30 protein-coding genes are annotated in these 25,434 nt (G+C 68.6%); 13 read left to right on the top strand and 17 right to left on the bottom strand.

The annotated features are described in order from the left end of the window. Positions 1-19 precede the first annotated feature (19 nt). Positions 20-667 (bottom strand): phosphoribosylanthranilate isomerase, encoded by a 648-nt coding sequence (locus AC07NN_RS23880; RefSeq protein ID WP_494646304.1) that lies wholly within the window; start codon positions 665-667, stop codon positions 20-22. 730 nt (positions 668-1,397) lie between these two features. Here AC07NN_RS23880 and AC07NN_RS23875 point away from each other — a divergent pair. Then, positions 1,398-2,000, top strand: a complete 603-nt coding sequence (locus AC07NN_RS23875; RefSeq protein ID WP_494646303.1) for a YdeI/OmpD-associated family protein — start codon at positions 1,398-1,400, stop codon at positions 1,998-2,000. A 140-nt stretch (positions 2,001-2,140) separates the two neighbouring features. Here AC07NN_RS23875 and AC07NN_RS23870 read toward each other — a convergent pair whose 3' ends face one another. Further along, complete coding sequence (locus AC07NN_RS23870) at positions 2,141-4,426, bottom strand: NADP-dependent malic enzyme (protein WP_494646302.1); 2,286 nt, start codon at positions 4,424-4,426, stop codon at positions 2,141-2,143. 249 nt (positions 4,427-4,675) lie between these two features. Here AC07NN_RS23870 and dapB point away from each other — a divergent pair, with 249 nt between their 5' ends. From dapB to AC07NN_RS23840, 6 genes are all read left to right on the top strand, one after another. Next, positions 4,676-5,449: a 4-hydroxy-tetrahydrodipicolinate reductase gene (gene dapB, locus AC07NN_RS23865; RefSeq protein WP_494646301.1), complete on the top strand. Its 774-nt coding sequence runs from the start codon at positions 4,676-4,678 to the stop codon at positions 5,447-5,449. 54 nt (positions 5,450-5,503) lie between these two features. Next, positions 5,504-8,710 (top strand): intermembrane phospholipid transport protein YdbH family protein, encoded by a 3,207-nt coding sequence (locus AC07NN_RS23860; RefSeq protein ID WP_494646300.1) that lies wholly within the window; start codon positions 5,504-5,506, stop codon positions 8,708-8,710. A gap of 169 nt (positions 8,711-8,879) precedes the next feature. Beyond that, positions 8,880-9,065, top strand: coding sequence for a YnbE family lipoprotein (locus AC07NN_RS23855; RefSeq protein WP_494646299.1), 186 nt, complete (start codon positions 8,880-8,882; stop codon positions 9,063-9,065). Between the two features lie 14 nt (positions 9,066-9,079). Further along, positions 9,080-9,436, top strand: a complete 357-nt coding sequence (locus tag AC07NN_RS23850) for a YdbL family probable chaperone protein (RefSeq protein ID WP_494646298.1) — start codon at positions 9,080-9,082, stop codon at positions 9,434-9,436. Positions 9,437-9,544: 108 nt separating this feature from the next. After that, complete coding sequence (locus AC07NN_RS23845; RefSeq protein WP_494646297.1) at positions 9,545-10,375, top strand: hypothetical protein; 831 nt, start codon at positions 9,545-9,547, stop codon at positions 10,373-10,375. A gap of 383 nt (positions 10,376-10,758) precedes the next feature. Continuing rightward, entirely contained in the window at positions 10,759-11,631 is an 873-nt protein-coding gene (locus AC07NN_RS23840) for an EamA family transporter (protein ID WP_494646296.1), read from the top strand. Here the strand turns inward: AC07NN_RS23840 and cysQ are convergent. Then, positions 11,628-12,413 (bottom strand): 3'(2'),5'-bisphosphate nucleotidase CysQ, encoded by a 786-nt coding sequence (gene cysQ / locus AC07NN_RS23835; RefSeq protein WP_494646295.1) that lies wholly within the window; start codon positions 12,411-12,413, stop codon positions 11,628-11,630. The two genes, AC07NN_RS23840 and cysQ, sit on opposite strands and share 4 nt — an antisense overlap. Next, a complete protein-coding gene (locus AC07NN_RS23830; protein WP_494646294.1) occupies positions 12,410-12,601 on the bottom strand; it encodes a DUF3553 domain-containing protein in 192 nt (63 codons plus the stop codon). Before AC07NN_RS23830 ends, cysQ begins: the two co-directional genes overlap by 4 nt. Positions 12,602-12,665: 64 nt before the next feature. On the opposite strand from AC07NN_RS23830, the gene chpT reads away from it, so the two are divergent. The 3 genes from chpT (at position 12,666) to AC07NN_RS23815 (ending at position 14,658) form a co-directional block, all read left to right on the top strand. After that, positions 12,666-13,340 (top strand): histidine phosphotransferase ChpT, encoded by a 675-nt coding sequence (gene chpT / locus AC07NN_RS23825; RefSeq protein WP_494646293.1) that lies wholly within the window; start codon positions 12,666-12,668, stop codon positions 13,338-13,340. Positions 13,341-13,447: 107 nt separating this feature from the next. Then, positions 13,448-13,825, top strand: coding sequence for a response regulator (locus tag AC07NN_RS23820; protein WP_494646292.1), 378 nt, complete (start codon positions 13,448-13,450; stop codon positions 13,823-13,825). After that, positions 13,822-14,658, top strand: a complete 837-nt coding sequence (locus AC07NN_RS23815; protein WP_494646291.1) for a CheR family methyltransferase — start codon at positions 13,822-13,824, stop codon at positions 14,656-14,658. Before AC07NN_RS23820 ends, AC07NN_RS23815 begins: the two co-directional genes overlap by 4 nt. Here AC07NN_RS23815 and AC07NN_RS23810 read toward each other — a convergent pair. The 5 genes from AC07NN_RS23810 to nepR form a co-directional block, all read right to left on the bottom strand. Continuing rightward, on the bottom strand, positions 14,613-15,740 hold the full coding sequence (locus AC07NN_RS23810) for a hypothetical protein (RefSeq protein ID WP_494646290.1): 1,128 nt from the start codon (positions 15,738-15,740) through the stop codon (positions 14,613-14,615). The genes AC07NN_RS23815 and AC07NN_RS23810 overlap by 46 nt on opposite strands. Positions 15,741-15,908: 168 nt before the next feature. Further along, on the bottom strand, positions 15,909-16,043 hold the full coding sequence (locus tag AC07NN_RS23805) for an entericidin A/B family lipoprotein (protein ID WP_494646289.1): 135 nt from the start codon (positions 16,041-16,043) through the stop codon (positions 15,909-15,911). 81 nt (positions 16,044-16,124) lie between these two features. Further along, a complete protein-coding gene (gene phyK, locus AC07NN_RS23800) occupies positions 16,125-17,819 on the bottom strand; it encodes a sensor histidine kinase PhyK (RefSeq protein ID WP_494646288.1) in 1,695 nt (564 codons plus the stop codon). Then, positions 17,816-18,421, bottom strand: a complete 606-nt coding sequence (locus AC07NN_RS23795) for a sigma-70 family RNA polymerase sigma factor (RefSeq protein WP_494646287.1) — start codon at positions 18,419-18,421, stop codon at positions 17,816-17,818. The genes phyK and AC07NN_RS23795 overlap by 4 nt, the downstream gene beginning before the upstream one ends. 2 nt (positions 18,422-18,423) lie before the next feature. Continuing rightward, positions 18,424-18,609 (bottom strand): anti-sigma T factor NepR, encoded by a 186-nt coding sequence (gene nepR / locus AC07NN_RS23790; RefSeq protein WP_081612907.1) that lies wholly within the window; start codon positions 18,607-18,609, stop codon positions 18,424-18,426. Between the two features lie 233 nt (positions 18,610-18,842). Between nepR and phyR the strand changes: the two genes are divergently transcribed. Continuing rightward, positions 18,843-19,646, top strand: a complete 804-nt coding sequence (phyR, locus tag AC07NN_RS23785) for an anti-anti sigma factor/receiver protein PhyR (RefSeq protein WP_494646286.1) — start codon at positions 18,843-18,845, stop codon at positions 19,644-19,646. A gap of 243 nt (positions 19,647-19,889) precedes the next feature. Here phyR and AC07NN_RS23780 read toward each other — a convergent pair whose 3' ends face one another. The 4 genes from AC07NN_RS23780 to AC07NN_RS23765 form a co-directional block, all read right to left on the bottom strand. Continuing rightward, on the bottom strand, positions 19,890-20,150 hold the full coding sequence (locus tag AC07NN_RS23780) for a hypothetical protein (RefSeq protein ID WP_494646285.1): 261 nt from the start codon (positions 20,148-20,150) through the stop codon (positions 19,890-19,892). A gap of 6 nt (positions 20,151-20,156) precedes the next feature. Next, a complete protein-coding gene (locus AC07NN_RS23775) occupies positions 20,157-20,345 on the bottom strand; it encodes a hypothetical protein (RefSeq protein ID WP_494646284.1) in 189 nt (62 codons plus the stop codon). A gap of 286 nt (positions 20,346-20,631) precedes the next feature. Then, the gene (locus AC07NN_RS23770) at positions 20,632-21,093 is read right to left on the bottom strand and encodes an OmpA family protein (RefSeq protein WP_494646283.1); all 462 of its coding nucleotides are present in this window, start codon (positions 21,091-21,093) and stop codon (positions 20,632-20,634) included. A 79-nt stretch (positions 21,094-21,172) separates the two neighbouring features. After that, entirely contained in the window at positions 21,173-21,517 is a 345-nt protein-coding gene (locus AC07NN_RS23765) for a YMGG-like glycine zipper-containing protein (RefSeq protein ID WP_494646282.1), read from the bottom strand. Positions 21,518-21,652: 135 nt separating this feature from the next. Here AC07NN_RS23765 and AC07NN_RS23760 point away from each other — a divergent pair, with 135 nt between their 5' ends. Both AC07NN_RS23760 and AC07NN_RS23755 read left to right on the top strand, forming a co-directional pair. Beyond that, a complete protein-coding gene (locus AC07NN_RS23760; protein WP_494646281.1) occupies positions 21,653-22,522 on the top strand; it encodes a diacylglycerol/lipid kinase family protein in 870 nt (289 codons plus the stop codon). Continuing rightward, entirely contained in the window at positions 22,519-23,307 is a 789-nt protein-coding gene (locus AC07NN_RS23755; protein ID WP_494646280.1) for a metallophosphoesterase family protein, read from the top strand. Before AC07NN_RS23760 ends, AC07NN_RS23755 begins: the two co-directional genes overlap by 4 nt. Before the next feature lie 54 nt (positions 23,308-23,361). Here the strand turns inward: AC07NN_RS23755 and AC07NN_RS23750 are convergent, their stop codons facing one another. The 4 genes from AC07NN_RS23750 to AC07NN_RS23735 all read right to left on the bottom strand — a co-directional run bounded on the left by AC07NN_RS23750 (position 23,362) and on the right by AC07NN_RS23735 (position 25,219). Next, on the bottom strand, positions 23,362-23,532 hold the full coding sequence (locus AC07NN_RS23750; protein WP_494646279.1) for a DUF1328 domain-containing protein: 171 nt from the start codon (positions 23,530-23,532) through the stop codon (positions 23,362-23,364). Between the two features lie 85 nt (positions 23,533-23,617). Then, positions 23,618-24,238 carry a superoxide dismutase gene (locus tag AC07NN_RS23745; RefSeq protein ID WP_494646278.1) on the bottom strand — a complete coding sequence of 207 codons (621 nt, stop codon included), beginning with the start codon at positions 24,236-24,238 and terminating at the stop codon, positions 23,618-23,620. 238 nt (positions 24,239-24,476) lie between these two features. Then, positions 24,477-24,878, bottom strand: coding sequence for a hypothetical protein (locus tag AC07NN_RS23740; protein WP_494646277.1), 402 nt, complete (start codon positions 24,876-24,878; stop codon positions 24,477-24,479). Further along, positions 24,875-25,219 carry a hypothetical protein gene (locus tag AC07NN_RS23735; RefSeq protein WP_494646276.1) on the bottom strand — a complete coding sequence of 115 codons (345 nt, stop codon included), beginning with the start codon at positions 25,217-25,219 and terminating at the stop codon, positions 24,875-24,877. Before AC07NN_RS23735 ends, AC07NN_RS23740 begins: the two co-directional genes overlap by 4 nt. Positions 25,220-25,434: the final 215 nt, after the last annotated feature.

Raw genomic sequence — 25,434 nt, 5'->3', positions numbered from 1 at the left:
GTCTTCCGAGCTGCGCTTTTCAGGATTGGGCGCGTTTGACGGCGTCGAGGAACGCCGTGATCAGAGCGGGGTCCTTTAGGCCGGGACCGCGCTCCACGCCAGAGGAAACGTCCACAAGCGGGGCGCCCGAGACCTTGACGGCCTCGGCCACGTTCCACGGATCCAGCCCTCCGGCCAGGAAATGCGGACGAGAAAATCGCCGGCCGGCCAGCAGTCCCCAGTCGAACCGTGCGCCGGTTCCGCCGGGCAGGACCGAACCTTCCATGGGCTTGGCGTCGAACATCAGGTGCTCGACGAGGCCGTCATAGGCCTGGCCCTGGTCGACATCGGCGGGGGACGAGACCGACAGCGCCTTGATGACCCCGACGCCGGCGCGGACGGCGATCTCGCGGACCCGCGAGGGCGTCTCCTTGCCGTGGGCCTGGATCAGGTCGGGCTTCATGGTGGCCATCAGCCGGTCGATGAAGGCGTCGTCGGCGTCGACCGTGACGGCGACGGTCTTAACGCCCCGGCCACGCACGGGCTCGATCAGCCGCGCGGCGGTTTCGGGCGCGATGTTGCGCGGGCTCTTCTCGAAGAAGATGAAACCCAGGAACGCCGCTCCGCCGTCGAAAGCGGTCTTCACCGTCTCGGGCGTCGAGAGGCCGCAGATCTTGGCCATGGTCATCGCGGGGGAGTTACGTGTGGGGCAGCGGGGATGCAAGCCCAGGGATTCTGAAGGGGCGGTGAGGTGGTGCGGTCACTTGCCCCCTCCGCGCTTCGCGCTCCTCCCCCGGAGGAAGAAGGACGCACGCGAACCTTCCGCCCCCTCGGGGGGCGGACGACCTGCGCAGCAGGTCAGGTGGGGGCAAGTGAAAGCATCCCCGCGCTTTTCGGGCGCGAGTTGGTGAAAGGGATCGCGGAGCGCCCGGGCGTCGCCCGGAAGGTGAGTAGTGAGTACCGTTTCGGCGAGGCGGGACGCTCCGCGCGGTCGTTATCCGGTGAGCCTGCGAGGCGCGGGGTCTTAACCCGCTCCCGACCTTAGGCCCCCGACGGGCGGAGGGTTTGGCTCCCCTCCGGAACGCACGGGCGATTTCAGCCCGTGCCTGTCGCGCCGTCGAAGCCTTCGCCGCCAGGGCTTTGTCCCGATGTTTCAGGGAACCCGCATCTGGATCCGTCGCGAAGGCGCCTCTCCGAAAAGAGACCGACGAGCGCTACCCGCTCGACCACCCCTGACAGCCGCCCAAGTCGCCGGCCGGACGTCCCTTTCAAGCCATCAGGTGAGGAAGAGTATGGGGGTGGTTTTGAACGCGGATGATTGGCGCGCTCAACTTTCTTCGAAGCCGTTGATCCGGCGCGGCTTTGTCTCGACAAGAGCGGGGATAGAGCGCCGCCAATCCCCGTGCCGAAGGATTCCCATGGCTCCGATCCAGGTCGATCCCGCCCATGTCCGCGAGTTCGTGGACGCCGACGCCTTCTACGCCTGGCTGGGCGAAAACCACGACAAGGCCCCCGAGCTGTGGATCAAAATCCACAAGGTCGACTCGGGCCTGCCGTCCATCAACGCCAAGCAGGCCATCGATGTGGTGCTGTGCTGGGGCTGGATCGACGCCGTGCGCAAGGGCTTCGACGACAAGAGCTTCCTGCAGCGCTACACGCCGCGCGGCAAGAAGAGCATCTGGAGCCAGATCAATGTCGACAATGTCGCGCGGCTGATCACCGAGGGCCGAATGACGCCGCATGGCCTGCGCGAGGTCGAGGCCGCCAAGGCCGACGGCCGCTGGGACCGGGCCTATGCCAATGGCCAGAACATGAAGATCGAGGGCGAGTTGCTGGCGGCCATCGAGGCCAGCCCGAAGGCCAAGGCCATGCTGCCGACGCTGTCGGCGCAGAACCGCTTCGCCTTCGCGTTCCGGGTGCACAATCTGAAGACGGAAGCGGGGCGCAAGAAGAAGATCGCCGACTTCGTCGCCATGCTGGAGCGCGGCGAGACGATCTATCCGCAGAAATCGAAGGCGTAAGGGCCGGCCGGCGCCGCAAGGGGATGGCGCCGGCCGGAGGGCTTTACGCGCCGGCTTACTGCTGCCGACAGGCGTGAAATAGGTACCGCGAAACGGGGCGCCAGTGGATGTGACGCCCTGTCGCGGAGGTTGTGGTCAAGCTACTCCGCCGCCATCTCGACCGGCTGGTCGTAGGCCGCCATCAGCGCCATGTTCAGAATCTTGGACACCGAGGCCGACAGCGGCGCGATCTGCACCGACTTCGACAGGCCCAGCAGCACCGGGCCGATCACCGTGGCGCCGCCCAGGGACTGGACCAGCTTGGTGGCGATCGAGGCCGAGTGGATGGCCGGCATGATCAGGATGTTGGCGCTGTCGGTCAGGCGCATGAACGGGTAGTTCGCGCGCTTTTCCGGATCGAGGGCCAGCTCCGGCGGCATTTCGCCTTCGTACTCGAAGTCGACGACCATCTCGTCGAGCATGGCCACGGCTTCCCGGACCTTTTCCGAACGCAGGCCCATCGGGTTGCCGAAGGTCGAGTAGCTCATGAAGGCCACGCGGGGCTTGAAACCCAGGCGCTTGACGGCGCGGGCGGCCTCGCAGGCGATCTCGACGATCTCGTCGGCTTCCGGCAGCTCGGTGACGTTGGTGTCGGCCACGAAGATCGTGCGGCCCTTGGCCAGCACCACCGACATGCCCATGATCCGGCCGCCGGGGGCCGGGTCGATGACGCGCAGCACCTCTTCCAGGGCCTGGTCGAAGCTGCGGGTGACGCCGGTGACCATGCCGTCGGCCTCGCCCAGGGTGACCATCGAGGCGGCGAAGCTGTTGCGGTCCTGGTTGATCAGGCGCTGGACGTCGCGCTTCAGGTAACCCTGGCGCTGCAGGCGGTGATAGAGCGCGTCGACATAGTCCGGATTACGGTCGGACAGGCGGGCGTTGATGATCTCCAGGTCCACCACGTCCGGGTCGAGACCGACCAGGCGCATGTTCTCGTGCACCAGGTTCTCACGACCGCACAGGATGGCCCTGCCGTAGCCGCCGGTCTGATAGGCGTAGGCGGCGCGGATGACGCTGGGGTCCTCGCCTTCCGCGAACACGATGCGCTTGGGATTGGCCAGGACCGAGTTCGAGATCTTCTGCAGGAAGCCGGCGGTCGGGTCGAGGCGCTGGGCCAGCGAGGCGCGATAGGCGTCCATGTCGGCGATCGGCTTGCGGGCCACGCCGGTGTCCATGGCCGCCTGGGCGACGAACGGCGGCACGTACCAGATCAGGCGCGGATCGAAGGCCGAGGGGATGATGTAGTTGGGGCCGAACTTCAGCTGGCGGCCGTGATAGGCGGCGGCGACCTCGTCCGGCACGTCCTCGCGGGCCAGCATCGCGAGCGCCTGAGCGCAGGCGATCTTCATCTCGTGGTTCACGCGGCGGGCGCGCACGTCGAGGGCGCCGCGGAAGATGTAGGGGAAGCCCAGGACGTTGTTGACCTGATTGGGATAGTCGCTGCGGCCCGTGCCCATGATCGCGTCCTTGCGGATCGCGTGGACCTCTTCCGGGGTGATCTCCGGATCGGGATTGGCCATGGCGAAGATGACCGGGTTGGGGGCCATCGAGGCGATCATCTCGGGCGTGAAGGCGCCCTTGGCGGAGAGGCCGAGCAGCACGTCGGCGCCGACCACCGCTTCAGCAAGCGTACGCTTGTCGGTCTTGACCGCGTGGGCGCTCTTCCACTGGTTCATGCCCTCGGTGCGGCCCTCGTAGAGCACGCCCTTGCTGTCGACCGCGATGACGTTCTGCGGGTGGACGCCCATGGCCTTGATCAGCTCCAGCGAGGCGATGCCCGCCGCGCCGGGGCCGTTCAGCACGACCTTCACGTCCTCGATCTTCTTGCCGGTGATGTGGCAGGCGTTGATCAGGCCGGCGGCGCAGATGATCGCCGTGCCGTGCTGGTCGTCGTGGAAGACCGGGATGTCGAGCAGGTCCTGCAGCTCGCTCTCGATGCGGAAGCACTCGGGGCTCTTGATGTCCTCGAGATTGATGCCGCCGAAGGTGATCCCGATGTTCTTGACCACCGTAATGATCTCGTCGGGGTCCTTGGAGCTGACCAGGATGTCGATGCTGTCGACGTCGCCGAAGCGCTTGAAGAGGACGGCCTTGCCTTCCATGACCGGCTTCGAAGCCAGCGCGCCGAGATCGCCGAGGCCCAGGATGGCGGTGCCGTTACTGATCACGGCGACCATGTTGCCCTTCGAGGTGTACTCGTAGGCCATGTCCGGATCGGCGGCGATGGCGTGGACGGGAACGGCGACGCCGGGCGAATAGGCCAGCGACAGGTCGCGCTGGGTGGCCATCGGCTTGGTGGGGGTCACCGCCAGCTTGCCCGGCTGCGGATGACGGTGGAAGGCCAAGGCCTCCGCATCGGTGAAGGTCTTACGTTCCGCGTCGCTCATCCGGCGTTTCCATCCTGCTGCGCAAGTCGAGTAGGAGGCGCGCCGAACGATGCGACACGCCCTTATGTGAGGTCACCGTAACGGCGGGCGCCGAGCGTCACAACCGGGTTGGACAGCGAAAATCCCAGCAAACGCTTGTTGGAATTGGCGTTGCGTCAAGTTCGCTGACCTTCGGGAAGGCCGCGCGAGGTTGACCTGGGGCGCCGGTATTGCGATTTGCAATGTCGCTAAGCGTACAGAGGAACCGCCTTGTCCCAGCCCGTGAAGATCGCGATCGCCGGCGCCTATGGCCGCATGGGCCAGGCCGTGGCCAAGGCGCTGGAAGGTCGCGCCGACGCCGCCGTCGTCGCCCGCTTCGATCGTCCGGGCGCGGAAGGCCCCGACCTGGTCCCGCGCGAGGTCGCGCTGGACCAGGCCGAGGCGGTGATCGACTTCACCCTGCCCGAGGCTTCCGTCGCCCTGGCCGAAGAGGCCGCCGCCAATGGCGGCCCGGCGCTGATCATCGGCTCGACCGGCTTTTCGGATGAACAGCTGGCCCGCATCGACGCGGCCGCGACCAAGATCGCCATCGTCCGTTCGGGCAACTACTCGCTGGGCGTCAACATGCTGATGGGCCTGGTACGCCAGGCCGCCGCCGCCCTGCCCGCCGAGGACTGGGACATCGAGGTCTTTGAAGCCCACCACAAGCGCAAGATCGACGCCCCCTCGGGCACGGCCCTGATGCTGGGCGAGGCCGCGGCCGAGGGCCGCAATGTCGGTCTCGGCCAGGTCGCCGACCGGGGCCGCGACGGCGTCACCGGCGCCCGCAAGGAGGGCGCGATCGGCTTCTCGGTCGTGCGCGGCGGCGGGATCATCGGCGAGCACAGCGTGATCTTCGCCGGCGAGTCCGAGAGCCTGACCCTGTCGCACTCGGCCATCGACCGGGGCCTGTTCGCGCGCGGCGCCATCGCCGCCGCCGTCTGGGTCAAGGGCAGGCCGCCGGGCCTCTACGACATGCAGGACGTTCTGGGTTTCTCGAAGTAGGGATCGAAAGCTTAGCCGGGGGGCTTTCTTACGGAACCGAACTTTTAGGACCTGATGACCGAGCCCTCGACAGACACCGCACCCGCCAAAGCGCCCAAGTCCTGGCGCTCGCGCGAGCGGCTGGTCGATCTGGGCCTGGAGGCCCTGTCGCTGTCGATGCTGGCCTTCATCGCCACCGGCCTGGTCGTCTGGTCGGGCCGGCGCGAGATCAGCCGCGAGCTGGCCGAGGCCTGGCTGCGCGACCACGGCATCGAGGCCGCCGTCGAGCTGGAAGACCTCGATTCCACCGGCTTCGCGGGCAAGGTCCGCCTGGGCTCGCGCGACGCCCCCGTCTTCTCCGCCGACCGGCTGGAGGTCGCCTACGATCTGACCACGCCCTGGAACGGCGAGACCTTCGGCATCCAGACCAAGGCCGTGCGCCTGGTCCGCCCGCGCGTCATGGCCAGCATCGACGACAAGGGCCAGGTCCGCTTTGGCGCCCTGCAGCCGCTGATCGACGAGTTCCTGAAGTCGCCGAAGAAGCCGAACGTCCCCGGCCCGGCCGTGCTGGTCGAGGACGCGCGCCTGGACCTCCTCACCCCCGGCGGTCGCGCCCGCCTGACGGGCGACGCCAGCCTGGACGACGGCCAGCTGCTGCGCTTCGACGGCCGCCTGGCCCCGCTGCGCTACGCCGTCTCGAACCTCGTCCTCGACAGCAAGGGCGCCAGCGTCTCGGCCCGCAAGCGCGGCGACCGCCTGGCGATCGAGGTCTCCTTGGCCATCGACAGCCTGGACGCCCAGACCGCCGACCTGACCGACGCCAGCGCCAAGCTGACCGCCGACCTGCCCTATCCGGACCTGGCCAAGCAGACCGCCAGCGGTCCCCTGGAGGCCCGCCTCGACCTGCGCGCCGACAGCGGACGCGTGGGCGACAGCCAGGTCGACGCCCTGGCCGGCGACCTCGCCCTGACCGGCCGCATCGATGGCGGGCTGGAGAGCTTCGCCTTCCTCGGCCGCTCGCGCGGCGCCCTGCGGGGCGCCCGGCTGACGGCCCCGTCGCTGGACGCCCGCGACGCCAGCCTGTCGCTCGACCTGGCCCAGGTCTCGGCCGGTCGCGCCCAGGGCCGCATCAGCGCGCGCGGGGCCGCCAAGGCCGAGCTGCGGGCGCGGGAGGTCATCGCCGCCGGAACCGCCTTGCGCGACATCAACGCGCGCATCGGGTCGCAGAACCTGGGCCTGAAGCTCGACGACCAGGGCGCGGCGATCAGCGGACCGCTCAGCGTCGACGCCACCGCCGGCCGCCTGGCCGCCGGAGCCCTGGCCCTGTCGACCGCGCACCTGAACGCCAAGGGCCGGATCGACCAGGGCGCGGGCGGCCTGGTGCTGGCCCTGGACGGCTCGGCCGGCGGCAAGAGCGGCATTGCGGGTCCCGACGCCGAACGCCTGGCGGCCCTGGTTCCCAATCCGGCCTACGCCAAGTCGTTGTCCCAAGCGCTGCGAACCTTCGACCTGTCGCTGCCGGCGGTCGGCCTGGCCTTCAAGGACGGCCGCGCCCGCGTGACCCTGTCGCGCGAAGCCCGCCTGGCCGCGCCCAACGGCGTCGTCCTGACCGCCGGCGCGCCGAAGGGCCTGCTGCTGGACGCCGGATCGAACGGCGCGCGCGGCGCCCTGCAAGCGTCCCTGTCCGGTGGCGGCCTGCCGGTCATCAAGGCCACGGCGGCCGACTGGCGGATGGCCGGCGGCGTCCTCACCTCGCCGCTGTCGATCGCCACCGAAGGCTTCGACCTGCCGCCGCTGAAGGGCGTCTCCGGCGCCATCGACGGCCAGGCGCGTATCGCCGGCGGCCGCTTCACCCTGACCACCGCCCAGTGCGTCCCTGTCGCGGCCAAGGCCTATGAACTGGGCGAGAGCCCGGTCACCGACGTCAAGGCCAAGCTCTGCCCGGCCAAGGCCCCGCTGATCACCGCCGGCGCCGACGGCTGGAGCGCCGCCCTGCGCTTCGACGAGGGCGAAGGCGACGTGGCCGTGGCCCAGGCCAGGCTGCAGAACGTCAAGGGCGAGGCGACCTTCGGCGGCGTCCATGGCTTCGAGCGCTCGGCCGTGCGGGTCGACGCCGCCGCCGTCACGGACGCCGCGCCGGAGCGGCGCTTCAACAGCATTCTCGCGAAGGGGGGCCTGGCGCTCGCCAGCGGCCTCTGGACCGGAACCTTCCAGGCGACGACGCCGGTCGGGGCGCCGCTGGGAGAAATCCGCCTGCGGCACGTGGTGGCCACAGGCAAGGGCCAGGCCGATATCGACGCCTCGAAACTGACCTTCGCGCCTGGCGGCCTGCAACCGTCCGAGCTGTCGCCGATGGCCGCCTTCGCCCGCAAGGCCAAGGGCGCGGCCAATTTCACCGGCGTCTTCGCCTGGGACGCTAAAGGCGCGACCAGCCGGGGCCGCCTCGTCGCGGACAAGATCGACTTCACCAGCCCGATCGGCTTCGTCGCCACCCTGGACGGCGCGGTCGAGTTCGACAGCCTCGCCCCCCTGACCACCAAGCCGGGCCAGACCCTGAAGGTGGTCAAGGTCGACTCGCTGGTGCCCCTGACCTCGATCGAATCGGTGTTCCAGCTGGGCGCCGAGGCGGTGCACGTCGAGAAAACCACCTTCGACGCCGCCAAGGGCCGCATCACTATCGAGCCGATCGACGTGCCGCTCGCCCTGGACAAGCCGATGAGCGGGGTGATCGTCATCGAGCACCTGGACCTGGGCGAGGTGACCGCCGCCTCGTCGCTGAACGAGCGGGTCAAGATCGAGGCGATCGTCGATGGCCGCCTGCCCTTCACCTACGGCCCCGAGGGCCTGCGCTTCCACGACGGCAAGATCCGTGCGATCCAGCCGGGCCGCATCGAGCTGTCGCGCGCGGCCCTGACCGACGTCGCCGCCAGCCCGGCCGACGCCCCCGGCGCGCCGCCGCCCCCGACGGGTGGACAGGTCAACGCCATCCAGGACTTCGCCTACCAGGCCATGGAGAACCTGGCCTTCGTCGAGCTTGAAGCCGGGGTGAACAGCACCGACAACGGGCGCCTGGGGATCCTTTTCCACGTGAAGGGCGAGCACGATCCCAAGGTCGCCGAAAAGGCCAAGGTCGGGATCCTCGACCTGCTGCGCGGCCGGGCCTTCAACCAGCGCATCGCCCTCCCGGCCAAGACCCCGGTGGACCTGACCCTCGACACGTCGCTGAACTTCGACGAGCTTCTGGCGGCATGGCGCCGCTCGTTCGCCGCCGAGGAAAAGTAAGCGACCCCGCCCCGTTCAGGTCCGGTTCAACCGCGACCGGCCAAGAGAGCGTGGCAGCCGAAAGTGTGAGCGGTTTCGGCGCCCGCCACGCTCTGAGTATACTTTCGGAGCCTGTTCATCCGTTTCTCCGAAACGGACAGGCTCCGCTGACGAACTGGAGACCAGACGCATGAACAAGCGCGCCCTCTTGATGGCCCTGATCGCGACGGGAGCGCTCGGCGCGGCCGCCTGCACGCCCACCGTCCGCGTGAAGGTCGACCCGATCAACATCTACGCAAAGCTGGACGCCACCGTGCGCCTGCAGCTGGACAAGGAAGTCCAGTCGCTGATCCAGCAGAACCCCAACCTCTTCTAAGGAAAGGAACCGACATGATCCGCAAAACGATGACGGTTCTGGCGCTGGGCCTGGCGATGACCGCCGCCGGCGCCAACCTGGCGATGGCCCAATCGACCGCCGCGAAAGCCGCCGTGGACGCCGGCAAGGCCGCCGGCACGGTCGGCGAGCAGGCCGACGGCTACCTGGCCATCGTGTCGGGTGGCGACGCCGCCCTGCGCGCCTCGGTCGCCGAGATCAACACCGGCCGCGCCGCCGCCTACAAGGACATCGCCGCCAAGACCGGCGTGACCGCCGAGGCCGCCGGCCAGGCCACCGCCAAGCAGCTCTACAGCCGCCTGGCCCCCGGCCAGTTCTGGAAGCCGCTGGAAGGCGGCTGGGTGAAGAAGTAAGCGAGGTCAAATAGCCTGCAACTCGCATGCGAGGCCGCGCCGTCGCGTTCGAGTTGCAGGTAGCGCATTCTGTGTGAGAGGTTCCGACTTCCAACCTCGAGCATACGAATGCTTAGCAACTCCGAACTGGTTCTAGCCCACATTCGTGATTTTCCTGGGCGAAACGATGATGAGATCGCAAAAGCTCTCGGCATCTCGCCGCGCCAAACAGTGAATCAGATCTGCCGAGGCCTTGAGCAAAGGGGGCATATCCGGCGAAGGATCGGCCCGCGAGGAAAGATCGCGAACTATCCAACTGCGGCGACTACAGAACATGTTGGCCGGCCGCCTTCGCCCCGCGCGGCTTCTCCCGCCTCCCCGCGAAAAGAAAACGAGTTGCTCGCCCTACAGGAACTGGGACCCGATCAGCTAACACTCGCGCGCATTGTCGTTCGCCACTGCCTAGTGCCAGCGCCTCAAACGGTCGCCGCGTTTGGTGGAGCCGTTTTTCCTGCTATCCGCGATCAACAACAACGCCTCACCGTAGGAGAACTCGGCGGGCGTCAAATTCTTCTCGACGACAATGTGACACCGCGTTGGGCGCTGCTCTGGGCGCACGGCTTCACCGCCACCCATCATCTGTCTGGCTGGACCTTCGCGCACGTATGGGGAGCGCCAAAAGACCCCGACGTCTACACCCACCTCGCGAACCTATGCATGTTGCCGGAATTCTTTGGCAGCCTGACCGACAAGCAGGGGCCTCTTTGCGCCTATCTCCGATATCATGCCTGGAATCGCTACGGCTGGCGTTACGGCGAGACAGAGATCGAAAAGCCGGCGGGTTATGACACGCTTGAATGGCGGTATTTGCCGGTAATCGAGAATCCTGTCGGCTTCGTACGAAGCCGATTGAGTGAACTGGACAATCAGCGTGTCCAAATTCTACGGAACCTCATGTGATCGCTCAGAACACGATTTTTCTGCCACCCAAGGCTCATCAACTTGGCGCCACCGGATCCCAGGTAGCTCGATGAATAGACCTACGTCGGACGCCATGCAGATGTGGAAGGCTGATCAAGAACGCACCCGCAAAGTCGCGGCCTTACAGCGTCTAATCGACGAAGCTGAAGACAGCCGCGTAGGCCGCAGCTCCATGAGTGACCTTTTGATTGAAGCACGTCACAGGACAGGCGGAAAATAGGCCTTCCTTTCCCGTCGTCCCGCGCTTCATGCGCGGGACCTCAAGTGAAGTGCGGACCAAGCTCTCACGTGAAAGCTGAACCATGGGTCCCGCGCATGAAGCGCGGGATGACGGCAGCAGTTTGCGCGCCTAAACACACCCCATGTCCGCGTCCCGCCCCCATCTCCTGCCTTACGCGGCCCTGTTCGGGGCCATCGTCACGCTGTGCGTCGGCACCTCGTTCGCCAAGACGCTGTTCCCGCTGGTCGGGGCCCAGGGGGTCAGCGCCTATCGGGTGGGGTTCTCGGCCCTGATCCTGCTGGCCGTCTGGCGGCCGTGGAAGCATCCGCTGTCGCGCGCCGACCTGACCAAGGTGGTGATGTACGGGGCGGTGATGGGGTTGATGAACCTCTGCTTCTACATGGCGATCCGGACCATTCCGCTGGGCCTGGCCATCGCCATCGAGTTCGTTGGCCCGCTGGCCGTCGCCGTGGCCAGTTCGCGCAAGCTGATCCACTTCGTCTGGATCGGCCTGGCGGTGCTGGGCCTGGGGCTGCTGCTGCCGATCGATCCAGCGGCCACGCGGCTGGATCCGGTCGGCGTCGGCTTCGCCTGCGTCGCGGCGGTGATGTGGGCGCTCTACATCATCCTGGGCAAGCGGGTCGGGCACCTGCACGCCGGGCGCTCGGTGGCGCTTGGCATGAGCACGGCGGCCCTGATCGTGGCCCCCATCGGCATCGCCTCGGCGGGCGCGGCGCTGTTCGACCCGAAGCTGATCGCGCTGGGCCTGGTGGTGGCGGTGCTGTCCAGCGCCATCCCCTATTCGCTGGAGATGATCGCCCTGCGCGGCATCCCCAAGCGCAGCTTCGGCGTCATGCTGAGTGTCGAGCCGGCGGTCGGGGCCCTGGCGGGCCTCGTCATCCTGCACGAGCAGCTGGTCCTGACCCAATGGCTGGCCATCGCCGCCATCGTGGCCGCGTCGGTGGGGACGATCCTGACGACGCCGCCCGAGGCGGTGTCGGAAGACGTGCCTTAGGCGGCTGTCCCGCCGCGCGCCACAAACCAGCCGTTGCGGAAGGCCTGGTCGGCCTTGCCATAGAGGAACGGCGAGCCGTCCGGCTGGGTGAAGGTCCCGCCGGCCGCGACCAGCACCGCGTGGGCGGCGGCCGTGTCCCACTCCGAGGTCGGACCGTGGCGCGGATAGATGTCGGCCGAGCCCTCGGCGATGCGGCACATCTTGATCGAGCTATCCATCGGCGCGCGCAGGTCGAAGCCGTATTCGGCGGCCAGTTCGGCGGCCTTTTCCTCGCGCATGGTGTGGCTGACCAGGCCCAGGGCGTGACCGGTCGGCCAGGGGCGGATGCTCACCGGCGCATCAACGCCGGTCGAGGTGGTGCGCTTCATCGTTCCGGCGGCCGTGGTGAACCACACCTCGCCGGTGGCCGGAGCGCAGACAGCGCCAGCGACGGGAACGCCGTCCTCGATCAGGCCGATATTGACCGTGAAGTTGGGATCGCCGCGCACGAAGGCCTTGGTGCCGTCCACCGGATCGACCAGGAAGAAGCGCGGGCCGATGGCCTCGGGCGTACCGAACTCGCTGGCGTGCTCCTCGGAGATCACCGGCACGTCCGGATAGAGCTGCGCCAGGCGCTCCAGGATCAGCCGCTCGCCGGCGCGGTCGGCCTCGGTGACGGGGCTTTCGTCGGCCTTCTGGGCGACGGCCAGCTCGGTCTTCCAGAACGGCAGGATGACCACCGCGGCTTCCTCGGTGATCTTGGCCAGGGTCGGGCCCCAGTCCGCGAGATTTTCGCTGCTCATTCCTGTCCCCGCGGGTCGTCGCCGACGAAGACCAGGCGCACGCGGTTGGCGTCGATGGTCTGCTTGCCGGCCTCTTCGAAATTGACGGTGATGCGATGTCCGATGACGGACTGAACCTGTCCCAGGCCCCAATCGGGCTGGGTGGGATGGCGCACGAGCACGCCCGGCTCTAGAAACGGATCGATCACGGGCATCCCTGTAGTGCGCCCGGCCCAGTTTGCCAAAGCCTCAAATCACGCCAAAGTTCGCGCCATGACCGACTCCGTCTCCGAGACTCCCGCCGCGTCGCCCGAAACGGACGTCCAAGGCCCCGACTTCGCCGCCATGCTGGCCGCGCGCCTGTGTCACGACTTCATCAGTCCGGCCAGCGCCATCGTCTCGGGGCTGGACCTGCTGGACGATCCGGCCGCCCAGGACATGCGCGAGGACGCCATGGGCCTGATCGCCTCGTCGGCGCGCAAGCTGGCGGACCTGCTGCAGTTCACCCGCGTGGCGTTCGGCGCCTCGGCCTCGGCCGAGAACTTCGACTCCCGCGAGCTGGAGAAGCTGGCCCAGGGCGTCTTCGCCCACGTGCGGCCGAGCCTGGACTGGCAGATCGAGTCGCAGGCGATGAACAAGCCCTCGTCGCGCGCCGTCCTCAACATCGCCCAGATCGCCGCCAGCGCCCTGCCGGCCGGCGGCGTGGCCACGGTCAAGGGCGTCAACGCCGACGGCCGCTTCTCGATCATCGCCGAATCGGTCGGCCCCCGCGCGCGCCTGCGTCCGGAGGTCCTGTCGGGCCTGAAGGGCGAGCCCCTGGCCGAGGGCCTGGGCGGTCCGTGGGTGCAGGCGGCCTATCTGCACGCCCTGGTCCGCGCGGCCGGCGGCCAGATCGCCGTCGAAGTCGGCGAAGAGCGCGCCTCGATCGCGGCCTGGGTGCCCGCATAGGTCCCCGCATAAGGCGCCCATTGGCGTAAAAGTCGCACTTTACGCAGCCCGTTCCGGGTTTCGGCAAACCGGTCCTTAACCAGACGGCCCCATGCTGGCGGTCTGGAGTGGAGCATGCCGTGAAGACCTGTCTTGTGGTCGACGACAGCCGGGTGATCCGCAAGGTCGCCCGCCGGGTCCTGGAGGACATCGGCTTCGAGATCGCCGAGGCCGCCGATGGCATGGAGGCCTTGGCGTGGTGCCGCGCGGCCATGCCCGACGCCATCCTGCTCGACTGGAACATGCCGGTGATGAACGGCATCGACTTCCTGCGCCAGCTGCGGGCCGAGCCCGGCGGCAATGCGCCCAAGGTCGTGTTCTGCACGGTCGAGAACAGCGTCGACCACATCCGCACGGCCCTGGAGGCCGGGGCGGACGAGTACATCATGAAGCCGTTCGACGGCGACATCATCGAGGCGAAGTTCGCCGAGGCGGGCCTGCTGTGAGCCCCGAGGACATGGACCTGCTGGCGGCCCTGGGCCGCGCCCGCGCCGGCGTGCGGGTCGAGACCGAGAAAGCCTATCTGGTCGAGAGCCGCCTTTCGCCGCTGGCGCGGCGCGAAGGCTACGACTCGATCGACGCCATGATCGCGGCCCTGCGCGCCAACCGCGAGGATCGCCTGATCTGGGCCGTGGTCGAGGCCCTGTGCCGGGGCGAAACCACCTTCTTCCGCGGCCGCGAGACCTTCGCCGCCCTGCGCGACGAGGTGCTGCCGGCCCTGTCGCAACGCCGCCGCGAAGCGCCGATCCGGGTCTGGAGCGCCGCCTGCGCGACCGGGCAGGAAGTCTATTCGCTGGCCATCGCCGGCGCCGAATCCACCAAGCTGGCCACCGGCACGCGGTTCGAGTTCTTCGGCTCGGATCTTTCCGAACGCGCCCTGGAGAAGGCCCAGGCCGGGCTCTACACCCAGTTCGAGGTCCAACGCGGCCTGCCGATCCGGATGCTGATCAAGTATTTCGAGAGCCAGGACGACACCTGGGCCATCTCGCCGCGCATCCGCCAGATGGTGCGCTGGAAGCGGATCAACCTGCTGGCCGACCTGTCGGTCATGGGTCGCTTCGATGTGATCCTGCTGCGCAACGTGCTGAACGGCATGGACGCCTCGCTACGGGACAAGGTGGTGCTGGCCCTGGCCAACCTGCTGCCGCCCGACGGCGTGCTGGTGCTGGATCCAGAGGACGACGTCTCGCAGTTCGAGGACATCCTGGCCGCCGCGCCGGGCGGCAACGGCATCTACCTGCGCGATCCGTCGGTTCGCGCCGAAGCCGCCGCGGCATAGGCCTTGGCGGGCGCGCGGGTCACCGCCGCCCCGCCGACGAGGCCCCCGACAGCCTCACCCAGCTTCGTCATCGCGCTGACCGGCGCCGGCGTCACCGCCGCGAAGGCCGGGGCGAGCTTGCGGAACAGGATCGGCGAGGCCTCGGGCCCGACGATGGCCTGGTGCAGGTCCATCAGGTCCACCACCTCGCGCGCCGCCTTGCGCCATTCCACCGGCGGGGCGACGCCGTGCGGGGCAGGGGCGCGGCAATCGGAGAAGTCCGGGCGCAGGCCGCAGCCGGCCTCGATCGCGGTCTCGATCTGTCGGGCATAGGCCTGGTCGCGCGACATGCGGTCGACATCGACCACCAGGTCGGCTTCGGGCAAGGCCTTCAGGTACGAGCGCAGCCATACCGCCAGGAAGGCCTGGAACGAGACCTGGGCCGGCGCGCGCTTCAGGCGGCGACGAACGGCGGCGAGGCGCTGGTCCAGGCTTCCACCGCCCTCGAAATCATGGCCGAGGATCGTCCGCGAAATGTCGGCGCAGCCGGCCATCTCGGACAGCAGCACATAGTGGCATAGCTCGAAATAGGTCGGCCGCGGCCGCTTGCGCAGCGAATAGAACGACAGCCATTGCTGGATGGGATCGCGCACCAGCATGACATGGAAGCCGCCGAACCGGCGCTTCAGCCAGCCGGCGCGGCCCAGGGTGCGGCAGCAGGCGAAGATCGGAACCTCGCCCCGGACCCGCGCGGCCCCGACCAGGCCGTCGAGATAGGTCTGCTGGGCCAGATCGCTGGCCTCGGGCTCGATCCAGAAACGGTCCAGGGCGAAGCTGGCGTCGAAGCCGCGCAGGCCGCCGGCCGGGTCGAGCACCACCTCGAACTCCTGCAGGTAGGGCGTGGCCCCGCCGGGGTGGCGCAGGCCGCTGTTGTCAGGGGTCTCGGCGAGAATCGTGTCGGGCCTCAGGCGCGCCAGCTGCTCGTGCCAGGGCTCGTAATAGGCGCGCACGCCGGCCAGGGCCCGGAAGCGGCTCCAGACATAGGTGCTAGAGCAGCGCCAGCCGCTATGGACGAAGACGGTTTTGTTTTCGGATGACGGCAAGCGCCGGAAGCCCCTCGATGACGAGCTTCAAGCTGACCCATGAGGTTTGCAGTCCGATATCGGCCGGACCCCTCAAGGTTGCATCGTCGCAATACTGTGACGCGGGTCGCAAGAGAAAGCCCGCCGGCGGAACCGGCGGGCTTTCGGATCGAGCGATCGGATGGCCGCTTACTTGACGTCCTTGGCCGTCTCGCTGACGGCCTTGCCGGCCGACGAGACGTCCTTGCCCGCGCCTTCGACGGTGTTGCAGGCCGCGACCGACAGGGACGCGAGGGCGACGGCGATAATCACGAGTTTACGCATGGTCTTCTCCGCTGTTCGCCCCGGGTGTTGGGGAGGAGGGGCGTGTGAATTGCTTGCCCCCAGGAAACGTCAGCGGCTCAGCTAGGTTCCGGGCGTGATGGCCTGTGGCGTCGGGAAGACGAGACGAACGGTCAGGCCGCGCGGTTCCTGGCTCTCGAAGGTGACCTTGCCGCGCAGCTGGCGGGCGAAGGCGGTCATCAGGGTGCGGCCGACCCCGCCGCCCAGGCTCTCGGGCGCGCCGGGGCCGTCGTCGCTGATCGACAGCTCGGCCTCCTCGCCCCGCACGTGGAAACCGACGCTCAGCGTCCCGCCGCCCGGGCCGAAGGCGTGCTTCTGGGCATTGGTGATGGCCTCGACCGCGAACAGGGCGATGGGCGCCAGGCGGTCGGGGTCGATGACCAGCGGATCGGCGTGGACCTCGGTGCGCACCAGCGGCGAGGTCGTCATGTCGTTGGCCAACAGCTGGGCGGTCAGCTCCTCCAGGAACGGTCGCAGGTCGACGCGCTTGAGGTCCGGTCCCTGGTAGAGCGCGCGGTAGATCTGGGCGAGCGCCGTGATCCGCTGGCGCGTGTCGTTCATTGCCGCCTTGGCCGCCGGGTCGCTCAGCGCCCGCTGCTGCATGTTCAGCAACGAGGTGATGATCTGCAGGTTGTTCTTCACCCGATGATGGATCTCGCGCATCAGCGCGTCCTTCTCCGCCAGGCTGTCCATCAGCGAGGCGTCGCGGGCGACGATGCCGCCGGCCATGGCGTCGAGGGTGGCGGCCAGGTCGCGGATTTCGGGCGGCGCGCGCTCGGCTTGGAGCGGACGGACGGTGAAACGGCCCCGGGCATAGATGGCCGCGACGCGCTGCAGGTAGATGATCCAGCGGATGATCCCCTGCTCGGCCGCGAACCAGACGGCCCCCAGGCCCAGCGTGAAGGCCAGAAGCGGCATCAGCAGGCGCGAGATCGGATTGATCCAGGCCCAGGACAGCAGCCCGGGATCCGGGGCCGAGAGAAGGACGAAGACGTCGTCGTCCACCAGCGGCGCGGCCGAATAGTTGCGGGCGCGGCCGGCGGTGTCCCGGCTGTTCCAGAGGGCCGAGCCGTTCTTGATCGCCCGCCCGCGCCAGCCGTTCGGCGGGGCGCCGAAGGCCTTGGGATCGGTCGCGGCGAACACCCGGCCATGCGAATCGGCCAGGGCGACCTCGGCCCCGTCGGGCATGAAGCGGCTAGTGGTGCTGACCTTCAGGTCCGCCAGGGTGAGGACGGCGGCCATCGCGCCTTCGAAATTCTCGGGCGTTCCCGCGCGGACGGCGGCCAGCACCGCCGGCTCGTTGGCATAGACCGCGCCGGGATCGGCGGCGACGACCATGGTCGCCCCGGTCTTCAACGACTGGAACCAGGGCCGCGCCCCGCGCTGGGTGTCGTAGGGCGTGGTGGCGGCGGCGCAGGACACCCGGCCGTGCGTATCGAAGCGGATAAGGTTGGCGTAGCCGGGCAGCCGGGCGCGGACGTCGGCCAGGCGCTGGGCGCACTCAAGCCCCACCGAGCCCGGCCCCAGGGTCTGGAGCAGGGCGGCGGCCGACATGATGCGCGACCGGGCGATCTCGGCGCTGCGGCCCGCCGCCAGCTCCAGGGTCTGGCGGCGCGAGTCGGCCTCCGCCCGAAAGGCGAAGATCGACTGCATGCCGCCGAGAATGAGCACGGGCAGCAGGGCCACGAACAGAGCTATGGCCAGGCGGACGCGGATCGAGGTTACGGCCTGCGTGGCGCGGCCGGCGAGGATGTTCACCGCTGGGAGCTCAGCCGCTCCGCGTCGGCCAGGATCGCGTGCATGGCGTCACCCGCCGAGCCGCCGTCCCGATCATAGGCGCCCGCCTCCAGAATGGCCTGCAGCGCCCGACGGGCGCGGCTGACGCGGCTCTTCACCGTACCGACGGCGCAGCCGCAGATATCGGCCGCCTCCTCGTAGGCGAAGCCGCCCGCGCCGACCAGGATCAGGGCTTCGCGCTGTTCGGGCGGCAGCATGCCCAGACCTAGGCGCAGCTCGTCCAGAGCCACCGGGGCCTCGGGATCATCGACCGCCACCAGGGTCCGCTCGGCGGCTTCCTGATCCAGCTGGCTCTGGCGCCAGCTGCGGCGCTTCTCGGAATAGAACTGGTTGCGCAGGATCATGAAGGTCCAGGCCTTCATGTTGGTGCCCAGCTGGAAGGAGGCGCGCGCGTCCCAGGCCTTCATCATGGCGTCCTGCGCCAAGTCGTCGGCCGCGGTGGGATCGCCGGTCAGGGTCCGGGCGAAGGCGCGCAGGTGCGGGATGAGCGTGACCAGCTCGCGCTTGAACACATTGTCCCGCACGGGGTCGGGCGGCGAGCGACCGACTTGTTCCTCGCTCATACTCAGCGACCTCCCGCTGGAGGCTCGGCTTTTCGGAGGATGTCGAGGAATTCGTCCGGCACGGGCTCGTTGACGACCTCGTCGAACATCTGACGCAGTTTCACGCCGATGGCCTGCTGACGCAGTCGGGCTTCATCCAGCGCCGCGGCGCTCTTGCGTTTGTCTTCCATGGGTACGTGTTCGATCATGTCCTCGACACCGAACTGCATATGCATCGGCGTCCGCCCCCTTTGGCCGAATGTCTCTCCGCCAGACGACAACGTGGTTTTCCGTACCGGGTTCCATAAGCTTGGGCGTAGGATGTCAAAATTCCGTCGTTCACGGAACCGCTCAGTTGAGGGAACGTTATCGACCTTCGACGGAACGGCGTAGCTTCGCCGTGCGTTGGTTAGTTTTCGAAGACACCGCATCGGGAGGGGTCATGAGTCTTCTTGCTCGGCTGGCGCCGCATCTGCCTTACATCCGCCGCTACGCCCGCGCCCTGACTGGCGACCAGTCGACGGGCGATCATTATGTGCGCGTGGCCCTGGAAGCCTTGGCCGCCGGCGAGCGCTCGCTGGACGGCGACCTGTCGCCCCGCGTGGCGCTGTATCGGGTGTTCCACGCCATCTGGCTCAGCTCCGGCGCCCAGCTGGAAGCGCGTCGCGACGAGGGCCTCACGGCAGGCGACGACGCCGCCGGCCGCCTGATGCGCATCGCGCCCCGCTCGCGCCAGGCTTTCCTGCTCACCGCGCTGGAGGGCTTCACCCCGTCCGAGGCGGCCCAGATCCTGGACTGCGACTTCGGCGAGGTTGAACGCCTGATCGCCGACGCCCAGGCCGAGATCGACGCCGAACTGGCCACCGACGTCCTGATCATCGAGGACGAGCCGGTCATCGCCGCGGACATCGAGGCCCTGGTCCGCGAACTGGGCCACGACGTCACCGACATCGCCGCCACGCGCGGCGAGGCCATTGAGGCCGTCAGCCGCCGCACGCCGGGCCTTGTGCTCGCCGACATCCAGCTGGCCGATGGCAGCTCGGGCATCGACGCGGTCAAGGACATCCTGGGCCGGATGGACGTGCCGGTGATCTTCATCACCGCCTTCCCCGAGCGCCTGCTGACCGGCGAGCGCCCGGAACCGACCTTCCTGATCACCAAGCCCTTCCAGCCGGAAACGGTGAAGGCGGCGATCGGCCAGGCGCTGTTCTTCCACCCGCGCCGGACCCGCACCAAGGCGGCGTAGGACGCGGTCTCCCGAAATATCCCACCCCACGAGACGGCCTTCCGAAAGGGAGGCCGTTTTTGTTTGGGGGATTCCTTCTCCCCTTGCGGCAGACGGTGGTCCGGAGGACCGGATGAGGGGTCGCGCAAACAGAAACGCCGCGACAGCGGACAGGCTGTCGCGGCGGTATCGTTCTTCAACCCCTCACCCGACCACCTCCGGTGGCCACCCCCTCCCACAAGGAGAGAGGGATGAGGGAGATCCCTAAGGCGTCTGGCGGGCCGGGGTCTGTTGCGTGTCGTAGCGCTGGGCCTCGGCGGGCGTCTTGGCGCCGTTGTTGACCTCCACCGAGGCCAGGTCGTTGGCCCTGAAGGTCCAGGCGCCGAACAGGGCCATGGCGGCCAGGACGGTCGAGATGATCAGAACCCAGAAGACGTGACGGCCCCAGCGGCCCTGTCGGGCGCGGGTGGCGTTGAGACGCGGACCATGGCTGGTCGGCGCGGTGTGATGAATGTCGGCGGGCATGATGTCCTACCTCCTCCAGATTTCGGCGGCGTCCGCCCTGTCCCGGTCGTTGAACGCCTGCACCATCCCGGCGGAGGCGGCGACCGCGACGATCACGGCGATGGCCATGATCCGTGAACGCGCCCGTTGCTGACGCCGCGAGGGCGCCGAAGTGAAAACCGTACCGCCATGCTCGGCTTGATAAGTCCGGATCACGACGCTGCTCCCCTGCCCCGGCGACCCTCTAGCCGCCTTGATTTTCAACGCCTCGGGAGCACAGCCGTTCCCTGCGGGGAGGGGCGCCGACCTCGGAAACATCGCGCGCAAAAAAAATCGCGCGGGGCGGGAACCCATCGCGCGGCTTGTCGTTTTCTCATTGCGAAGGCGGCGACGCCCCCCCGACTTGAGGCTGGCGATAGCCAGCCTGCCGCCTTCGCACCCCCCTTTGTTGATGCGAACTTTGGCGGACCGGGACATCCGGCCCGCCTCTCCTTCGTTTGCGCTATTTGGTCTCGACGTCGAACAGGACGTCGGCCCGGCGGCGCAGCGGCGCGGCGGCGCCCGAGGCCGCCACGGCGCCGGCGTCGCCGACGGCAGCCTGGTCGATCTCGACCTTGCCGAAGCCGACCTTGGCCAGAGCGGCGCTGACGCTCTCGGCGCGACGCTTGGACAGCGCCAGATTGGCCTCCGAGGTCCCGACGGCGTCGGCCAGGCCGACGACGCGCACGGACTTCACCACGCAGCCCTTGGCCTGGGTCTGGGCGGCGGCGAGGATCATCTTCGCCTCCTTGGTCAGGTCGGCGCTGTCCTGCTCGAAATAGACCGATGACTGGAAGTCGGCGCAGGAGAGCGGCGCGGCGGCCACCGGCTTGCTGACCTTGCGCCAGGGGCCTTGCGTCTCCGCGCAGCCCGCCAGGGCCAGGACGGCGCCGCCCAGGGCGATGAGCTTCGTCGTGGTCTTCATCCAAACCCTCCTTCTGACACAACAAAGGCGACCGGCCAGGCCGATCGCCTTTGCAGGGGCGTCGTCGCCTAGTCCGGCATTAGTAGCGCGGGGCGCCGTCTTCCCAATAGTAGCGACCGCTGCGGGAGTCGTAATAGTAGTAACGGCCCGCGCGCTCGTCATAGTACTGGCGCCGATTGACCGCCGTCGAGCCGCAACCGCCATCCTCGCGGCAGCCCTTGATGGCGCCGGCGGTGCCGCCGATGGCCGCGCCGATGGCCGCGCCCGTACCGGCGCTGCCACTGCCTACATTGTTGCCGATCACCGCGCCCGCGATGGCGCCGATGGCCGCGCCGCCGGCGGCGTTGCGTTCGACATTGCCGGTCGAGGTGCACGCGGTGGCGAGCACACCCACGCCCATCAGGGCGATCATGGTCATCTTCATCTTGGCTCTCCGTTCCGAGCTTCCTGTCCCCTGCTCTGCAAACGGTCGCGCGAAGGGGCGGTTCCGTTTCGCAAGCGGAACCATAAGCCATGGGCGGCCGTTGCCTGGGCGAGTTTTCGCCATACGGGGACGCGGGTGAAGCGCATCGACATCATCGCCAACATCGCCTCGGGGTCGGTCGGCCCGGACGCCCCGGCTATCGCCGAGCGCCTGCTGGCCGAGCACGGCGTCTCGGGCGTCGTCCACGCGCCGCAGCCGGGAGAGCTGGGCGACTGCCTGCGCGCGGTGATCGACGGCGCGCCCGACGCGGTGCTGGTGCTGGCCGGCGACGGCACGGCGCGCGCCGCCGCCGAGCTGGCCGGACCCGACGGTCCGCTGATCGCACCGCTCCCGGGCGGGACCATGAACATGTTGCCCCGCGCGCTCTATGGCGACCGCGACTGGCAGGCGGCCATGCAGGCCTGCCTCGAAAGCGGCGAGGCCAGGACGATCTCGGGCGGCGAGGTCGGCGGACGATTGTTCTTCGTCGCCGCCATCCTGGGCAGCCCGGCCCTGTGGGCCACGGCGCGGGAAGCTGCTCGTGAGGGCCGCTTCGCCATCGCCGCCGCCCGCGCCCGCCGCGCGTTCCGCACCGCCTTCTCGGGCCGGCTGCGCTTCACTCTGGATGGCCGGCCGAAGGTGAAGGCCGAGGCCCTGACCCTGATGTGCCCGCTGGTCTCCACCGCCCTCGACGCCGAGGAGCGGGCCCTGGAGGCCGCAGCCCTCGACCCGTCCAGCGCCCTGGACGTCTTCCGCCTGGGCTTCAACGCCGCGCGGGGGCAGTGGCGCGAGGATCCGTCCGTCAGCGTCGGCCGCTGCCGCATCGGCCGCGTCTGGGCCAACGGCCGCATTCCGGCGATCCTGGACGGCGAGCCGGCCCGGTTCGACCCGGACGTGACTATCCGCTTCCGGCCCAAGGCGTTCCGCGCCCTGGTTCCTCCGCCGGAGGAGGCGCCCCCCGCATGAGGCTGGTTCAGCTCTCCGACATCCACTTCGGCGGCGAGAACAAGGAGGCCGTCGAGGCCACGTGCGCCTGGATCGTGGAGAACACGCCGGACCTGGTCGTCGTCGCAGGCGACCTGACGCTGGACGGCAAGGTCCCCGAATTCGACGCCGCCGCCGCTTGGCTGGCGCGCCTGCCGGACCCGATGGTCGTCGTCCCCGGCAATCACGACACGCCCTTCGTCGGACCGGCCGAGCTGTGGGAGCGATTCACCCGCGCGTGGCGGCGGTTCAAGGACCGGTTCGGCGACGAGGACGGCGCGGCCTGGCGCGGACCGGGGATCACCGTCGCCTCGCTGAACAGCGCCCGCGCTGCTCAGATCCGCTGGAACTGGTCGAAGGGCGCGGTGTCGCGCGGCCAGGTCCGCCGCGTCGTCGCCGAACTGAAGGCCGCCCCGGCCGGCGACCTGAGGATCGTGGTCTGCCACCATCCGCTGATGGAGATCCTGGGCGGGCCGATGACGGCCAAGGTCCACGGCGGGGTCGATGCGGCCAACCGCTTCGTGCGGGCGGGCGCCGACGTGATCCTGTCCGGCCACATCCACCTGCCGTTCGTCACCGCCATCCCGTTCGGCGACGGCAAGACCCAGGCGGTCGGCTCGGGCACGCTCTCGCACCGTGAGCGGGGCGCGGCGCCGGGCTTCAATGTGATCGAGGTCGAACCCGGCTGCGTGCGGGTGAAGGCCCTGGCCTATCAGAACGGCCGCTTCGACGTCTGGCGCACCTGGGCCTTCGACCGGCGAAGCTGAAACGAAAACGGCGCGACCGAAGCCGCGCCGTTCGATGCCTTGCCCGTCACGATCTCAGGACGCATTGCCTCGGAAGAGGTAGCGGAACACCGAGATCGCGAACAGGACGGCAAAGACGTAGAAGACGATCTTGGCGACGCTGATCGCGGCGCCGGCCAGGGTGGTGAAGCCAAGGACGGCGGCGACCAGGGCGATCACCAGGAAGATCACGGCCCAATTGAGCATCGGCCTCTCCGGGTTGCCCGGCCAAGGCCGGGGTGCGTAGCCCCGCTTAGGAACAACGCACCCCCGTCAATGGGCGTTCCGGAGCCTATTCCGGAGCCGGATAGGCCCAGCCTTGCTGGCCCGACTTGGCGGCGGCGTACTGGCTGTCGGCCAGGGTCCAGTTGATGACGTTGTCGAACACGGCTTCCAGGAAGCCCTTCCGCAGGTTCTGGTAGTCCAGATAGTAGGCGTGCTCCCAGACGTCGGCGACGACCAGGGCCGTCAGGTCTTGGGTGACCGGGCTCTCGGCGTCGTGGGTCGAGATGATCGAGAGAGCGCCCGAGGCGTCCGAGACCAGCCACACCCAGCCCGAGCCGAAGTGGCCGATGCCTTCGGCGACGAACTTTTCCTTCAGGGCGTCCAGGCCGCCGAAGGTCGACTCGATGGCGGCGGCCAGGTCGGCGCCCGGCGCGGTCTTGGCCGGCGAGAGGCCGTCCCAGAAGAAGGCGTGGTTCCAGGCCTGGGCGGCGTTGTTGAACACCTTGCTGGGGCCGGCGCCCTTGATGACCGCTTCCAGCGAGCCCTTGTCGTCACCGTTCAGCAGGCCGTTCAGGGCCGTGACATAGGCGGCGTGGTGCTTGTCGTGGTGGAAGCGCAGGGTGTTGGCGGAGATCGTCGGCTCCAGCGCGTCGTACGCGTAGGGCAGGTCCGGCAGCTTGTACGTCATGGTCACTCCAGGGGAAGGCGTTCCCTTGGAGGGAGGAGCGGGAACGCGCACGGGAAGGCATCTAGAGCGCGGGAGGCGAAAGCGTAAGCGCTTTCGAGAGGTTCAGGCGCTCAACTTTAGTTGAGAAATTCCCCCGAAAACTTAGGGGCTTTGGGAAACTTGGGGTTTCCAGGAAATCTGGAATGCAGAACGCCGCCGAGCGGGCTCGACGGCGTCCGGTCATTTTATAAACGCGCGATCAGCGTTGTGGTGGCTTCGGGTCCAAAAAGGCCTTGGCCAGGGTCGCGGTCAGGGTCGGGTTCTTCAGGGCGAAGATGCCGGCCGCCAGGCCGATGCCGATCGACATCAGCGGACGATCCTTGACGATCTCCACCACCTTGCCGGTGATGTCGAAGTTCGCCTGCGGCTGGCCCGGCGCACCGTGATGGCGATGGCCCTCGACCTTGCGCGCGGCGAGCATGCCGGCGATGGCGACGATCAATGCCGCCACGGCCGCCACGATCGCGGCCGCGCCCGCCGGGGTCACCAGCGGCACGAGCACCGCGTACAGCGCGAAGGCCGCGGACACGACGCCGACCGCGGCGGCGGCGGCGATCGCCGCCGCCGCAGCCAGGGTCATGAGGGTTTTTTCGAAGATCACCGGTTGTTGCGGCTGCTACCGGCGATCAGCAGGCCGATCAGCACGCCGACGCCGAGACCGGCGAGGGTGGCGGTGATCGGGCGCTCGCGGATGCGCTCCGAGGCATAGGCTTGCGCCTCTTCCAGCGACTGGCCGGCGGTGTCGCTATAGGCGCGGCTCTGGGCGCGCAGGGTGTCGAAGCCTTCGCTGACCGACTTCTCGATGCGGCGGGCCGCATCGGTCAGCTGGACACGGGCGGCTTCAGCGGCCTGGGCGAAGCTGCGCTCGGCGTGCTCGACGGCTTCCAGGCCGGCGGTCTTGGCCTTGTCGGCTTCCTTGGCGGCGGGGGAACTGGCGGGCATGGTTCTTCTCTCCTGTTCGCGACGCGACCGACCGGGCGCTTCAAGCTGCGCCCCGTCAACGCCGAGCTTGACGTTGCGGTTCCACATTAGCGCAGGGGTTGAAGCTTCACCACTGGCGAATCCCCGCGAGCACCCTCCGAAGGCCCTCGGCGGACTGTCCGATCGACCTCTCCAAAGGCGCTCGCGCCAAACGCGAAGCGGGTCTAAGGTCGAAT

The organism is Caulobacter sp. GW821-FHT09H08 (assembly GCF_059415885.1).
Note: the sequence above shows the minus strand (reverse complement) of the source record. Positions and strands in the feature narration are given on the sequence as shown.

Bases quoted from the DNA above. Each gene is read 5' to 3' on its own strand.
- AC07NN_RS23840 (WP_494646296.1), top strand. From the start codon at position 10,759: ATGTCCGCGTCCCGCCCCCATCTCCTGCCTTACGCGGCCCTGTTCGGG.
- AC07NN_RS23845 (WP_494646297.1), top strand. From the start codon at position 9,545: ATGCTTAGCAACTCCGAACTGGTTCTAGCCCACATTCGTGATTTTCCT.
- AC07NN_RS23750 (WP_494646279.1), bottom strand. From the start codon at position 23,532: ATGCTCAATTGGGCCGTGATCTTCCTGGTGATCGCCCTGGTCGCCGCC.
- AC07NN_RS23880 (WP_494646304.1), bottom strand. From the start codon at position 667: ATGACCATGGCCAAGATCTGCGGCCTCTCGACGCCCGAGACGGTGAAG.
- AC07NN_RS23745 (WP_494646278.1), bottom strand. From the start codon at position 24,238: ATGACGTACAAGCTGCCGGACCTGCCCTACGCGTACGACGCGCTGGAG.
- AC07NN_RS23860 (WP_494646300.1), top strand. From the start codon at position 5,504: ATGACCGAGCCCTCGACAGACACCGCACCCGCCAAAGCGCCCAAGTCC.
- nepR (WP_081612907.1), bottom strand. From the start codon at position 18,609: ATGATCGAACACGTACCCATGGAAGACAAACGCAAGAGCGCCGCGGCG.
- AC07NN_RS23855 (WP_494646299.1), top strand. From the start codon at position 8,880: ATGAACAAGCGCGCCCTCTTGATGGCCCTGATCGCGACGGGAGCGCTC.
- phyR (WP_494646286.1), top strand. From the start codon at position 18,843: ATGAGTCTTCTTGCTCGGCTGGCGCCGCATCTGCCTTACATCCGCCGC.
- AC07NN_RS23770 (WP_494646283.1), bottom strand. From the start codon at position 21,093: ATGAAGACCACGACGAAGCTCATCGCCCTGGGCGGCGCCGTCCTGGCC.
- AC07NN_RS23765 (WP_494646282.1), bottom strand. From the start codon at position 21,517: ATGAAGATGACCATGATCGCCCTGATGGGCGTGGGTGTGCTCGCCACC.
- AC07NN_RS23805 (WP_494646289.1), bottom strand. From the start codon at position 16,043: ATGCGTAAACTCGTGATTATCGCCGTCGCCCTCGCGTCCCTGTCGGTC.
- cysQ (WP_494646295.1), bottom strand. From the start codon at position 12,413: ATGAGCAGCGAAAATCTCGCGGACTGGGGCCCGACCCTGGCCAAGATC.
- AC07NN_RS23735 (WP_494646276.1), bottom strand. From the start codon at position 25,219: ATGCCCGCCAGTTCCCCCGCCGCCAAGGAAGCCGACAAGGCCAAGACC.
- AC07NN_RS23870 (WP_494646302.1), bottom strand. From the start codon at position 4,426: ATGAGCGACGCGGAACGTAAGACCTTCACCGATGCGGAGGCCTTGGCC.
- AC07NN_RS23780 (WP_494646285.1), bottom strand. From the start codon at position 20,150: ATGCCCGCCGACATTCATCACACCGCGCCGACCAGCCATGGTCCGCGT.
- AC07NN_RS23795 (WP_494646287.1), bottom strand. From the start codon at position 18,421: ATGAGCGAGGAACAAGTCGGTCGCTCGCCGCCCGACCCCGTGCGGGAC.
- chpT (WP_494646293.1), top strand. From the start codon at position 12,666: ATGACCGACTCCGTCTCCGAGACTCCCGCCGCGTCGCCCGAAACGGAC.
- AC07NN_RS23850 (WP_494646298.1), top strand. From the start codon at position 9,080: ATGATCCGCAAAACGATGACGGTTCTGGCGCTGGGCCTGGCGATGACC.
- AC07NN_RS23875 (WP_494646303.1), top strand. From the start codon at position 1,398: ATGGCTCCGATCCAGGTCGATCCCGCCCATGTCCGCGAGTTCGTGGAC.
- AC07NN_RS23755 (WP_494646280.1), top strand. From the start codon at position 22,519: ATGAGGCTGGTTCAGCTCTCCGACATCCACTTCGGCGGCGAGAACAAG.